Source organism: Niveispirillum sp., from assembly GCF_017996735.1.
Taxonomy (GTDB): Bacteria; Pseudomonadota; Alphaproteobacteria; order Azospirillales; family Azospirillaceae; genus Niveispirillum.
In genome coordinates this window covers 66,865-79,997 of sequence record NZ_JAGOGJ010000017.1, presented here as the reverse complement: position 1 = coordinate 79,997, position 13,133 = coordinate 66,865, and the positions used below count along the sequence as shown (strand labels likewise).

Here is a 13,133-nt window from a genome sequence, read left to right as displayed (position 1 = left end):
CACATGCTTGGAAATGTCGATCGCAATCCGTTTATACTCCATCTGGGCGGCTCCCGATGTTGGTGTGTGACAACCCAACTATGGCACAGCGATGCCGGGGGGGCCGTCCACCCTAACAATCTGCCGATTGTTTGACCCTTGGCAGATTGGAGGCCGGCGACCGCCGGCCCGGCACCGTGTGGTGCCGTAAGCCAAGCCGCCGCCGGATGGCGGCGCCCGGCGTCTGAGGGAACACGCAATCTTACTGGATCGGTCACGATCAAGGAAGATTGGTATAAGACAGGGGCCGCTCCGGCAACGGGGCGGCCCTTTCCTTTTGGGCACATGGCCGCACCTATAGCCCCCCATCGGCCACCCAATGCCATCCGATGTGCCGGTTCGGTGACCGCATAGCTCACAAAACGGACAAGGCTTTTTTTGCACTTATCTTCATATATATTCTCCATAAAATATAATTAGACATATAGCGCTTAGCAGTATGTTGTAAGAAGGGTGGGATGGCCGTAGGGGGAACTGCCATGACCTTGATCGGGTGGCTGGCGTCGGCGCTTGGCATGGTGCTGGCGGCATGGATGGCAACGGTGCTGCTGACGATCTGCCTCAAGATCCTGAAACGGCGCATCAATCTGCGCGGCATGCTGGCGGGGCCCAGCGGCATGGGCGGGGCTTTGACCCGGCCGCAGATGTTGATTTTTTCGCTGGTCGCCATGGCAACCTATGCTGGTACTGCCCTGGCCGGCCTGGGCCAGAGTCCCTCTCTGCCGGACGCCGATGAATGGCTGCTGATCACCATGGGGGGGAGCCATCTGCTTTATCTCGGCGGACGGTCCGCAACCACCCTCTTGTCCAGTTTCATGAGAAGATAGGGGCCGACATGAAAAAGGGGATGCTGGAGATACTGTGCGCCGCCACGGCGCTGGTGACGATCGTCTATCTGCTTTTGGAGCAAGGTGCCGCCGTCACCCCCGGCAACCGGATACTTGTGGCGCTGACCGGCGGTTTCGGCGCGGTCATCGTGCTGATCATCGCGGCCTTGTCGGCGACAATCGTCGGCAAGATGATCAGCGGCGATATCAGCCTGACGGACCTGATTGCCGATGATGACGGGCGCGCCAGCCTTTCCCGGTTTCAGATGCTGTTATTCACCTTTGTGGTGGCGACGCTTTACTTCATCTATGCCCTGTACTGGCTCGGGTCGCCGAACTGCAAAGGGTGTATATCGGGCAACGATGCCTCCCTGGTGACCCTGAAACAGGCGATCACCTATCTGCAGGCCCTTGAAGCGACGGAGGCCAAATCACTGGCCGCAGGGCTTCAGAAGGCCATGGATCAGTTGACCATCTGGGGCCTTCCGGACATTCCCAACAGCATCCTGGGCCTGCTTGGTATCAGCGGGGGCAGCTATCTGCTGTCCAAGGGCATCCAGAAGGCCGCCGACAGCACCCAGCAGGCGGGGGTCAACAGCCAGGCGGCCACCAGCGCCCAGCAGGCCGCCGAAAATCTCTTCACCCAGCTTTCACAACTGGGCACAGATCTTCAGACGATCGTCACGCAACTGGGTGCCGCCAACCAGCAGGTATCAGCTCTGGACCCCGTTCCCACCACGGTGGTGACGTCGCTGAACACGGCGTTGAGCGCTGCGCAGTCGGCCCTGGCCGCCCACCAGCAGGCGTCGGGATCGGCCAGCCATGTGCTGGAGGCCGCAAAACAGATCACCGGCTGATACCAGCGATCAGAATTTCCTGACCCTGGTATCACACCCCGATGGACCGGCCCGCATCGGCCGCCGGCATGGGGCGGCCATAGAGATAGCCCTGCAGGAAGCCGCAGCCCAGACGTGACAGTTCGTCGGCCTGCTCGTCGGTTTCCACCCCTTCGGCCACCACTTCCAGGGCCAGTTGCTGAGCCAGCGCCAGCATGGTGCGCAGGATGGTCCGGCTTTCGAACCGGTCGATCATGCTGGACACGAAGGCCCGGTCCACCTTCAGAAAATCGAAGGGAAGGGTTTGCAGGTAGGACAGGTTGGAATAGCCGGTGCCGAAATCATCCATGCAGAGCCGGATGCCCAGATCCCGCAGGCCTGTCAGGATTTCCGCCGCATGGGCCGGGTCGCCGATGATGGTGCTTTCGGTCACTTCCAGCTTCAGGAGCGTGGGATCGACTCCGCTATCGGCAATCACCTGCCGCACATTGTCCAGGAAGCCCGGTTCCGACAGTTGCGCGGCGGAGATATTGACCGAGACCCAGACGGGGCGGCCGGCGCGGCGGGTCCAGTCAGCGGTCTGCAACGCCGCCTCCCGCATCACCCAGGTGCCGATGGGCACGATCAGCCCGGTTTCTTCCGCCGTGGGGATGAAGGAAGCGGGGATGACGATGCCGCGCGACGGGTGGTTCCAGCGCACCAGCGCCTCGAACGCCACGATCTCCCGCGTCGTGGCATCGACGATGGGCTGGTAATACAGCTCGAACTGACCCTGTTTCAGGGCCGTGCCCAGTTCCATGGTCAGGCCCAGGCGGCCGCCCTCGGCGCGGTCGGCGCCGATCACCACTTCCTGCAACCGGCCATAGGCGCGTTTGGAGGCCTGCATGCTCTCCTCCGCCCGTGCCAGCAGTTCCTCCCCATGGCGGCCGGGGCTGTTGCACCAGGCGAGGCCGGGGGACGACATGGGATGCACCTCCCGCCCGGCCAGCATGATGGGTTCGCTGACCGCGCCCGCGACCGCATGCACACCGTCGCGGGCGACCGCCAGGGCCGGCGCGCCGGGCAGCAGCAGGGCGAACTGATCAGCGCCGGTGCGTCCGCAGATGGCCCCCGCCCCGGCGGCGGCCATCACGCGCTGCGCCGTGCTGACCAGCAGCCGGTCACCAGCCGCCACGCCCAGTTCCTGATTGATATCCCGGAAATGGCGCAGGTCGATGATGCCCACGGCCACGCTGTCCGCGCCGCCCGGCTGCATCCGGGCCAGCCGCGTTTCGATGGCCTGAATGAAGCCCAGGCGGTTCAACAGACCGGTGGCACGGTCATGGGTGCGATCCTTGGAAAGCTGCGCCAGCAGGCGGGCATTTTCCAGGGCCACGGCAACGGTCCGCGCGAACAGGGACAGCATGCCGGCATCGGGCACCCGACCGGGGGCCAGATGCGACAGATGCAGGATGATGGCGGCATCGTCCGACAGGCTGGCGGACAGGGCGAACCAGTCCGTGCCCCCTTGGGCGGTGCCGGCGGCCAGGGCGGCGGCCACTTGCTGCCCCATTTCCGCCGGAACCAGATGGACCAGCGCGCCCGGCGTCATGGCCACGCGGCCTTCGCCGATGCCGGCCAGCAGCCGGGGCTCCCCCGCCGTGCCGTCGGGCAGCCGGTCACAGCGGACCAGCAACACGCCCGCCCCCGGTCCCGCCACGGCGGACAGGGCGTCGACGGCGGCATGGGCCAGCCGTTCGGGATCATGTTCCCCGAACAGCCGGGCCGAGGCGTCCAGCACATGGGTCAGGCCCGCACGGTGCTGATCCAGGTCGCGGATCTGTTCAAAGGCGCGCAGCGCGGTATAGACCGACGTCCACAGGCGCCGGGCCGTCAGTTCATCCTTGGCGCGGTAATCATTGATGTCGTACCGCTCCACCACCTCGCGCTCGGGCGCCTGACCGGGCTGTCCGGTCCGCAGGATGATGCGGACATCATGGTTGCCCATCTCTTCCCGCACGGAGCGGACCAGACGCAGGCCCGCATCATCCGCCTCCATCACCACATCCAGCAGGATCAGGGCGATATCGGGATAGACGGCCAGCATCTGCCGTGCCTCGCCCGCCGAATAGGCCGACAGGAACAGCAGCTTGCGCCCCGCATGCACCATATCGCGCAGGGCCAGACGGGTGACGGAATGCACGGACGGGTCGTCATCGACGATCAGGACCAGCCAGGGCGGTGATGCCGGCAAAGCCGCAGGCGATGCCGGCTCCGCCGCAAAATCCAGCAGGTCATCCGCCATACCCATCGCCCCCCATGACCCGCCGACCATCCCTGTCCCCGATGCCAGCCGCCTTGTCCCCGCCCCGGGATTGCCGCCGTGCTGACCTTAACCCGTGTCGGTCAATATTTATTGACCTTGGTATTCGTTAAATCAACTACGTGAACCTACGCCACCGGCACGGGCGCGGCAAGCATGGCGCAGGGGCGACCTTCCGCCAACGCCGGGTGCAGATGCTGGCGGAAGCGCTGATATCCGTGTCATCCTGGCACCCGATCCTGACCCGCCCTGCCCGCGTGTGCCACCGATGGAAACCTTGATCAACACGCTTCTGGCCATTGCCGGCCTGCTGGGGCTGGTCAGCCTGCTGCCGCCCCTGGCCAAACGGCTGGGCCTGCCCTACACGGTGGTGCTGGCGGCGCTGGGGGTGGGCATCGGCCTGCTGCTGCATGTCGGCGGCGGGGTGGAGCGGGAGGTGACGGGACCGGTCACCGCCTTCATCAATGCCGTGGGAGAGGTGGAACTGACATCCGCCGCCTTCCTTTACATCTTCCTGCCCGTGCTGCTGTTCGAAACGGCGCTGGGCGTGGATGTGCGGCGCATGCTGGACGATCTGGGGCCCATCCTGCTGCTGGCCATCGTGGCGGTGCTGGTCTGCACCGTCGTTGCGGGGCTGGCCATGTGGTGGGTCTGGGGCCTGTGGCATGGCATGCCGACGCAGAAGGCGCTGATCGTCTGCCTGCTGCTGGCCAGCATCATCGCCACCACCGACCCGGCAGCCGTGGTCAGCATCTTCCGCGATCTGGGCGCGCCGCGCCGCCTGACCATCCTGGTCGAGGGCGAAAGCCTGTTCAACGACGCCGCCGCCATCGTGCTGTTCACCCTGCTGCTGGGCATCCTGACCAGCGGGGGTGAGCCGGATCTGGGGGCCGCCGCCGTCGATTTCGTGTTCAAGTTTGTGGGCGGGGTGGCGGTCGGCTGGCTGCTGGGCTGGCTGACGGCGCTGGTGGTCACGCCGCTGCGCAATCAGACCCTGTCGGAGATTACCCTGACGGTGGCGCTGGCCTATCTGGCCTTCATCCTGGGTGAACATTACCTGCATGTGTCGGGTGTGGTGGCGGTGGTCGTGGCGGGTCTGGTCATGGCATCGGCCGGGCGCACCCGCATCAGCCCCGAAAGCTGGTCCGGCCTGGAACAGGTGTGGAGCCAGCTTGGATTCTGGGCCAATTCCCTGATCTTCCTGTTCGCCTCGATGCTGGTACCCCCCACCTTGATGGAGGCGAAATGGAGCCATTTCGCCCTGCTGGGTGCCCTGATCGTGGCGGCCCTGGTGGCACGCGCGCTGGTGATCTTCGGCATCCTGCCGGTCCTGTCCTGGGTAGGGGCTTCCGACCGGATCAGCCACCGTTTCCGCATCGTCATGACCTGGGGCGGGCTGCGGGGTGCGGTATCCCTGGCGCTGGCCCTGGCCGTGACGGAACACCAGTCGCTGCCCGACTATATCCAGGAACATGTGGCCGTCGTGGTCACGGGTTTTGTGCTGTTCACCCTGTTCGTGCAGGGAACGACCCTGCGCCCCCTGATCCGGGTGCTGAAGCTGGACCGGCTGACGCCGGTGGAACTGGCGCTGCGTAACCGGGCGGTGGGCCTGTCGCTGTCCAATGTCCGCCGCGACCTGGAACATGTGGCCGAACGGTTCGGGCTGGACGCGGCCCATGCGGTGGACCCGCTGCTGGATCGCGGGGCCGAACTGGCGCAGGAGCAACTGGACCTGGAAAGCCGGTATGGGGCCCTGTCGCTGGACGACCGCGTCTATATCGGCCTGTCCACCCTGGCCCGGTATGAGGAACAGCGCTATCTCGCCTATTTCCGCGATGGCGTCATTTCCCGCCTGTCGGTGCAGACCCTGGCGGCTGTCGCCGGCCGGTTGCAGGATGCGCTGAAAACCGGCGGCGCCACGGCCTATGAGAAGGTGGCGGCCAAACAGTTGCGGCCGGGCCGCGCGCTGCGGCTGGCCCTGTGGCTGCACCGGCGGTTCGGCTGGGAGCGGCCGGTATCGGCGCGGCTTGCCGAACGTTATGCCATGCTGACGGCGCTGCGCTTCTGCCTGCGTGAACTGAGCCAGTTCAGCGGCGACCGGCTGGCCCCCATGCTGGGCAAGCAGACGGCAGAGGCCGTGCGTAAGCGCCTGACCACCCGGCTGAAGGTGGTGGAAGAGGCGCTGGACAGCATCCGCCTGCAATATCCCGCCTATCTGGACGCGGTGCAGTCACAATACCTGATCCGCGCCGGGCTGCGCATGGAGGAACGGTCGACCCAGTCCCTGTTCGAGGAGGCGCTGATCAGCCGCGAAATCCTGAACGATCTGGAACGCGACCTGCGGGAGCGCTGGCAGGAGGTGAGCACGCCGCCGCAACTGGATCTGGGCCTGGCCACGCATGAACTGATCGGGCGGGTGCCGCTGTTCACGGGCCTGGCGCCGGAACGGCTGGCGCAGATCGAACGGCTGCTGCGTCCCCGGCTCTATTTTCCGGGAGAGACCATCGTGCGCAAGGGGGAGCGCGGGGATACCGTCTATTTCATCTCCTCCGGTGCCGTGGCCGTGCATGTGCCGGGGCTGGACGCCCCCATCCGCCTGGGTTCGGGCGATTTTTTCGGGGAGATCGCGCTGGTCCTGGACCAGCGGCGCAACGCCGACGTCACGGCGCTGGCCTATTGCCAGTTGCTGTTGCTGGACAAGCGTGACTTCAACCGCCTGTACAGCAGCGATCCCGTCCTGAAGGACCATATAGACAGCGCCATCGAAAAGCGGCTGTCGGCATAGTCACAACCGCCGCGCCACCACCACGATCTTGCCCGACCCCGCATCGAACGGTGATCCCTGGAAGTCACCATCGACGCGCACGATGCCGAAACCGGTCAGTTTCAGCATCAGTTCCAGTTCGTAGCGGAACAGCGGCCGCCAGTCGAAATGGTAATAGGCGCGACGGATGGTGCCGTCTGGCATCACCTCGTCGTACCAGCCGTGATTGTGCTGCACCTGACGGTCGTCCAGCGTGCCGACCAGCGCAAATTTTGTGTAGATGTTGCCGGTATGCGGATTGACGCGGGTGTAGCTGACCTCCGGCGCCGGAGTGGCGCCCAGCGGCATGACCAGGGGATTGACCACATCCAGGGCCAGGACACCGTCCGGCCCCAGATGGTCGCGCGCCCGTTCCAAGGCCATGATCTGGCTGTCGAAATCGGCAATCAGCATCAGGATGTTGAAACCCATGACGACCAGATCATGCCGCTTGTCGGGCAGGTCGAGGTCCAGCAGATCGCCCTGCACCGCCACAACCCGCGCCGCAACCTCCGCCCCCTCCTGCCGCAGCCGGCGGGCAAGGCCGGCCAGCATCACGGCGGAGGCATCCACACCGGTGACCATGGCTCCCACCCGCGCCATGGGAATGGACAGGCGCCCCGTGCCGCAGGCCATTTCCAGCACACGCGGTCCCCGGCCCAGCAGCCCGGCCAGTTCCTGCGTCAGGCCGGCATAATGGGCCACGTCATGCAGGATGCCCTGGCGCGCGGCCGAGGCGTGCAGGGACGCATCGGCCGCCAGATCGGCCGGCCAGGGATAATCACCATCATAATAGAGATAGCTGCCGTCGCTGTCGGGCACATGCGGGTTCATACGGCGGCTTTCCTGTGCAGCGGGGGGCGAAGGTCACAGCCTATCGCATCCCCCCGCCGCCCGCAAAGATGCCGGGCGGGCAGGCCGCCACGGGACGGTCAGCCCACCCTCCCCGTGCGCAGGGCCTGGACCCAGCCATCGGCGCCGCGCGATGCCGCCAGATCGGCCGCCGCGTCCCAGTCATAGGCCAGTTCCACCATGGTCACGGCCCAGGTCCCGCGCGCCCGCTCCAGCACGCAATAGCGGGCATGGGGACTGCCCATTTCGTTCTGGTGCAGGAACAGATGATCATCCCGATAGGCCTGCAGGCCCACCGAACCGGGATTGACCACCAGCCGCCCGTCGGACAGGCGCACGGCCCGTTGCAGATGGGAATGGCCGCACAGGATGACCGACGCCTCAACCGTGCCGGCCCGCGCCGCCACCAGCGCGGGATCGGCCGGACGGCAGCCCCAGGTCCCCACCTCTTCCAGAAAATAGGTGCGGTCGGAGCCCGGTATGCCGTGACAAAGCCAGATATCCCCGTCCGCCAGCGCCCGCTGTGCCGGCAGGGAGGAAAGCCAGTCGCGATGGCGGGGCGTCAGCGCCGCATGCGCGATACGGTCGGACATGCCCATGCGCTCCACGGGCAGTTCCAGCAATTGGCGCTCATGGTTGCCGGCTATATGCACAATCTCCCGATCCATCATCAGATCGGCCGTTTCAGCAGGGAATAACGGGCCCGACAGTTTGTCGCCCAGATCGACAACCTGATCCACCCCGCGCCGGTCGATATCGGCCAGGACGGCGGTCAGCGCGCCAAGATTGCCATGGACATCGGAAATGACGGCGATACGCATGCGACGTTCCCTCCCCCCTCTCTCTTCAATTTTTGTCGAGAGGCATCGTGACAGCGGTATCCATCGACACGAAGGCAACCTTTGTCGGGAGGACAAAAAAGGGAGGGTCAGCCGCGCAGGGGCCGGAAAAACCGCAGCAGGTTCTGCAATTCGCTGCGCAGCGCCTCATCCTCACGCAGGCGCGATTGCAGGGCGACGTCGCGCTTGGCCAGGAACACCACCTGTTCCTTCGGCGGGAGCTGCCGATAGGATGGTTTGGGCGCGATGGTACCGTCATCCTGGATGGTCGACATGAAGAAGCAGGCGCGCATGAATTTGGAAAACAGCTTGCCACCGCTTTCCGGCGGCTCCCGCGACAGAATGGCGAAGATGTAGAAGGCGCGGAAGAAATAATAGCTGTTATAGATGCGCTGGACGGTGGCGAACTGCTCCCCCGGCGTGTTGGTCTTGGACAGCATCTGCTGTTCCTTGAACCCGGCAAAGAAATGGGTTGTCGCCTCCTTCACGAACTGCATGGGCCGTTCGCGGTTGGCGCTGATCCGCTTGCGATATTCGATCAGCGCCCGGCCGATCAACGTATGCATGATCCGCCGCTCCACCTCCAGTTCCCCCGGCATGGCCATCAGGAACTCAATGGCGGCCATCATCTGGATGGGGTGGGAAATGGACGCCTTTTTGCCGCGCCCCTTGGACAGAAGCGAGGATTGCAGCCAATCAATCACCTCATGCGCCTGCCAGCGCAGGCGCACCACGGACGGAACAGAGGTGAGACCGGAGGATTGCAGGAACATCCGCAGATGGTCGCGCCAGCCCTTCTGCGGCAACCGGACGGCTTCGATGTCGGTCAACTTGATGGGTGAGCCCAAAACCTCCGGGTCAGGCGGCAGCGGCCTGAAATCAAGGCTGCGCCCGTAGACGACCCCCCTCAACTTGCTCTCCCGTGCCGGCGCCATCGCCCCTGTTGCCCCCTGCGCAGACGGCGGCCCCTTGCCCTGGCCTGTTCCGTCGACAGCGTTAACATATGGTTATTATCACTATTGCGTTAGCAATACATCTTTTTCCTAAAAGCTGGGATGCAGGGTTCCTTGTTCCCGGCCGTATCAGGATTGAACGAGGCGGAATGGCGCCCGACCCGCCCCGTTCTCCGCCGCCCGAAAGGCCGGCGGCCACATCCCAATACGGAGTTACCGGAAATGACCATCACCCACCGCACCTTTGCCGCCCTGGCTGTTTCGGCGCTGCTGGCCGGCGCTGTTCCCGCGATTGCCCAGCCCATGGGCCCCGCCGACGGACCGCGTGGCCCGGGCCGCGCCGAGATGCTGGCGAAATATGACGCCAACAAGGACGGCAAGCTGGACGATACCGAACGGGCCGCCATCAAGGCCGACCATTTCAAGGCGCTGGACAAGGATGGCGACGGCAAGGTGAAGCGTGCCGATTTCCCGGCCGCCGTCGAAGCCGCCCGTGAAAAGGCCCGGCAGGAGCATGAGCTGGCCCTGTTCGACAAGATGGACACCAACAAGGACGGTGTCGTGACCGAGGCGGAATTCGCGGCCTTCAAGCCGGCGCGCGACGGCGACCACCCTGGTCACAAGCGTGACGGCAAGGACGGTCGCTGACCCTTGCCGCCGCCCGCGTGAAGATCATGACGACCGGCCTGTCGAAACGTGAAATGGTGGGGATGGACACGGCGCCCAGGGACGCAACCTGGGCGCAGGACAGGCGGGACGCCATTTTGGACGATGCGGGTGAAACGGACGAGGCGTTGGTGGCAAGGGTCGCGGGGGGCGACCGGCGGGCCTATGGGCTGCTGGTCGACCGCCACCTGGACCGCACCGTCACCATCGCCCGCCGTATCCTGAACAATCAGGCCGATGCCGAGGATGTGGCGCAGGAAGCGTTCCTGCGCCTCTGGCGCCATGCCGACCGGTTCGATCCGGGGGCGGCGCGCTTCGGCACCTGGTTCTACCGGATCACCACCAACCTGTGCCTGGACCGGACGCGCCGGACCCCGATGGCCCCGCTGGAAGCGGCGGGCGATCCCGCCGATACCGCCATGGACCAGGAACGGTCCCTGTCCGACCAGCGTACAAGGCGGGCCGTGGCGGCGGCGGTCGCGGACCTGCCGGACCGGCTGCGGGCGGCGGTGACGCTGACCTATGATGGCGGCCTGTCGAACGCGGAGGCCGCGAAGGCGCTGGATGTCAGCGTCAAGGCCCTGGAAAGCCTGCTGGTCCGCGCCCGCCGCGCGCTGCGGGAAAAGCTGGCGGGATGGGGCGCATGATGAGCTTTTATTGTGAACGGACCGGCCAAGGGTGGCTGCCATGACAAAACGCGAATTCCTTGATCTTCTGGACCGGTACGGGGCCAACCCGTCACGCTGGCCCGCCCCCCTGCGCCTTGCCGCCGACCGGGCGCTGGCTGCGGATGCGGAACTGCGCGACCTGCTGTCGGCCGAACAGGTGCTGGAGACGGCGCTGGCCGGGCTTCCGGCAATAACGGCCAGCCCGGAATTGCGCCGCACCGTCATGGATATCCCGCTGGACCATCCGCGCGGTGTCGCCGCACCGTCGCTGGCCCGGTTGCTGCTGGCCGGCTGGCGCCGATGGACGGCGGGCATGGCGACGGTGACGGCGGCGGGAGTGATCGGCTTTGTCCTGGGATATGGCCAGTTGGTGACCCTGCCCACCGCAACGGCCGGGGAACAGGTGGCCGGAGAGGATCTGGCCAGCCTGCTGGGCGACACCTCCTATTATGACAGCGGCGACGCGGAGACAGTGGAATGAAACGCTCGACCCTGATCCTGTCCGTCCTGCTGGTCCTGTCGGCAGCCGGCAATCTGGCGGTGCTGGGCATCTTTGCTGGGCATTGGCTGCGCGGCGGCGGTGGCGGCGGACCGCCCAGCAGCGTGGAGCGGCTGCTGGGGCTGGTGCCCGAACCGCTGCGGCCCGAGATCGACCAGGCCATGCGGCAACGGGATGAGCAGTCGACGGCCCAGATGGAGGTCTTCCGCGCCACCCGCCGCGCCGTGAATGAAAGCCTGCGCCAACGCCCCTTCGACGCCGCAAAGGCGGAGGCCGCCCTGGCCGACCTGCGGCTGTTGACAGGCCAGGCGCAGGAACGTCTGCACCGGACCATCGTGGAACGCATGGCGGCGGCGCAGGCGGCAGGCACCCTGCCCCCGCCGCCGGAACGCGGCCCCAAGGGCAAGGACGGCCCGCCGCACCATCCGCCGCCGCCACCACCGCCGCCACCGCCGGGCAACTGAGGGGCGTCGCAGACGGTCGGATCGCGTATTTCCCATTCGCCGCGGGGAGGATTGACCATGGTGATGACCACTGCGCCCGGCCGTCTGGCCACACATGCCCTGTCGCGCTTCGGTTTCGGTGCCGGTCCGGGCGATCTGGACCGTGTGAAGGCCGATCCGCGCGGCTGGGTCGACAGCCAGCTTTCACCCCGCCCCCTGCCGGCGGTTCTGGCCGACCATCAGGGTTCCGCCCCCCGCATTTCGGAGATGGCCGCCGCCCGCAAGGCGAAGGGAGAGGCGGAGGAGATGGCGAAGAAACAGGCGCGCGAACGCTACCGCGCCGACATCGCCATCCGCACCCGTCTGGCCGCCACCAGCGACACGCCGTTCCAGGAACGGCTGGTCCAGTTCTGGTCGAACCATTTCACGGTATCGACCCAGCGGCCCATCATCGCCCCCCTGGGTCTGGCCTATGAGAACGAGGCCATACGCCCCCATATCCTGGGCACTTTCCGCGACATGGCGCGGGCCGCGATCCTGCACCCCTCCATGCTGATCTATCTGGACAATGCCCAATCCATCGGCCCGGACAGCACGGCCGGGCAGAAACGCGACAAGGGCCTGAACGAGAATCTGGGGCGCGAGGCACTGGAACTGCATTTGCTGGGCGTGGATGGCGGTTACCATCAGGATGATGTGCGCGCCATGGCCCTGATCCTGACGGGCTGGACCCTGGATGAAGAACGCGGCACCGCCGATTTCAACCCACGCCGCCACCAGCCGGGGGAGAAAATCCTGCTGGGGCAGCGCATCCCGGAAAGCGGCGTATCGGAAGCGGCGGCCGCCATCGACCTGCTGTGCGCCCACCCGGCCACCGCCCATCATGTGGCGCAGAAACTGGCCCGGCATTTCATCGCCGATGATCCTCCGCCAGCCACCGTCACGGCCCTGGCCAAAAGCTTCCGCGACAGCAACGGCGATCTGACTCATGTCATGCGCACGCTGGTGCGCCTGGATGCCGCCTGGGCACAGCCGCTGGCCAAGATGCGCAGCCCCAACGACTTCGTCATCGCCACCCTGCGCGCCAGCGCGGTGGAGGTGGCGGATGACCGGCTGGTCAATGCGCTGAGCCTGCTGGGCCAGATGCCGTTTGCCGCCCCGTCGCCCGCCGGCTGGCCCGACCGGGCCGCCGACTGGACAGGGCCGGACGCCATCCTGCGCCGCATCGACTGGTCGCTGGCCTTCGGGCAGCGGGTCGGAAGCCGGGTTGATGCCCGCACCCTGCTGGATACCGCCCTGGGCGATCTGGCCGACGATGGCTTGCGTCAGGCGGTCGCCCGCGCGCCCAGCCCGGCCGAGGCCTTGGCGCTTGCGCTTTCCTCCCCCGCCTTTCAACGGAGGTGACC

12 protein-coding genes are annotated in these 13,133 nt (G+C 66.2%); 8 read left to right on the top strand and 4 right to left on the bottom strand.

Features of this window, described 5'->3' with window-relative positions:
• The first annotated feature begins 518 nt into the window (after positions 1-518).
• Positions 519-866 (top strand): hypothetical protein, encoded by a 348-nt coding sequence (locus KBA48_RS08505; protein WP_292905190.1) that lies wholly within the window; start codon positions 519-521, stop codon positions 864-866.
• 20 nt (positions 867-886) lie between these two features.
• Positions 887-1,723, top strand: coding sequence for a hypothetical protein (locus tag KBA48_RS08500; protein ID WP_292905187.1), 837 nt, complete (start codon positions 887-889; stop codon positions 1,721-1,723).
• Positions 1,724-1,754: 31 nt separating this feature from the next.
• Here KBA48_RS08500 and KBA48_RS08495 read toward each other — a convergent pair whose 3' ends face one another.
• Complete coding sequence (locus KBA48_RS08495; protein WP_292905185.1) at positions 1,755-3,986, bottom strand: EAL domain-containing protein; 2,232 nt, start codon at positions 3,984-3,986, stop codon at positions 1,755-1,757.
• Between the two features lie 286 nt (positions 3,987-4,272).
• On the opposite strand from KBA48_RS08495, the gene KBA48_RS08490 reads away from it, so the two are divergent.
• Positions 4,273-6,789, top strand: coding sequence for a cation:proton antiporter (locus tag KBA48_RS08490; protein WP_292905183.1), 2,517 nt, complete (start codon positions 4,273-4,275; stop codon positions 6,787-6,789).
• On the opposite strand, the gene KBA48_RS08485 is transcribed toward KBA48_RS08490, so the two are convergent.
• The 3 genes from KBA48_RS08485 to KBA48_RS08475 form a co-directional block, all read right to left on the bottom strand.
• Positions 6,790-7,641, bottom strand: a complete 852-nt coding sequence (locus tag KBA48_RS08485) for a bifunctional 2-polyprenyl-6-hydroxyphenol methylase/3-demethylubiquinol 3-O-methyltransferase UbiG (RefSeq protein ID WP_292905181.1) — start codon at positions 7,639-7,641, stop codon at positions 6,790-6,792.
• Positions 7,642-7,739: 98 nt separating this feature from the next.
• Positions 7,740-8,480 (bottom strand): metallophosphoesterase family protein, encoded by a 741-nt coding sequence (locus KBA48_RS08480; RefSeq protein WP_292905179.1) that lies wholly within the window; start codon positions 8,478-8,480, stop codon positions 7,740-7,742.
• A 107-nt stretch (positions 8,481-8,587) separates the two neighbouring features.
• On the bottom strand, positions 8,588-9,328 hold the full coding sequence (locus tag KBA48_RS08475; protein ID WP_292905177.1) for a hypothetical protein: 741 nt from the start codon (positions 9,326-9,328) through the stop codon (positions 8,588-8,590).
• Positions 9,329-9,673: 345 nt separating this feature from the next.
• Here KBA48_RS08475 and KBA48_RS08470 point away from each other — a divergent pair, with 345 nt between their 5' ends.
• The 5 genes from KBA48_RS08470 to KBA48_RS08450 are packed head-to-tail and all read left to right on the top strand — an operon-like array spanning position 9,674 to position 13,131.
• On the top strand, positions 9,674-10,099 hold the full coding sequence (locus KBA48_RS08470; protein WP_292905175.1) for an EF-hand domain-containing protein: 426 nt from the start codon (positions 9,674-9,676) through the stop codon (positions 10,097-10,099).
• Positions 10,100-10,125: 26 nt separating this feature from the next.
• On the top strand, positions 10,126-10,764 hold the full coding sequence (locus tag KBA48_RS08465) for an RNA polymerase sigma factor (protein ID WP_292905196.1): 639 nt from the start codon (positions 10,126-10,128) through the stop codon (positions 10,762-10,764).
• A 40-nt stretch (positions 10,765-10,804) separates the two neighbouring features.
• The gene (locus KBA48_RS08460) at positions 10,805-11,266 is read left to right on the top strand and encodes a hypothetical protein (protein ID WP_292905173.1); all 462 of its coding nucleotides are present in this window, start codon (positions 10,805-10,807) and stop codon (positions 11,264-11,266) included.
• Positions 11,263-11,748, top strand: coding sequence for a periplasmic heavy metal sensor (locus KBA48_RS08455; RefSeq protein WP_292905171.1), 486 nt, complete (start codon positions 11,263-11,265; stop codon positions 11,746-11,748). Before KBA48_RS08460 ends, KBA48_RS08455 begins: the two co-directional genes overlap by 4 nt.
• Positions 11,749-11,805: 57 nt before the next feature.
• The gene (locus KBA48_RS08450; protein ID WP_292905169.1) at positions 11,806-13,131 is read left to right on the top strand and encodes a DUF1800 domain-containing protein; all 1,326 of its coding nucleotides are present in this window, start codon (positions 11,806-11,808) and stop codon (positions 13,129-13,131) included.
• Positions 13,132-13,133 lie beyond the last annotated feature (2 nt).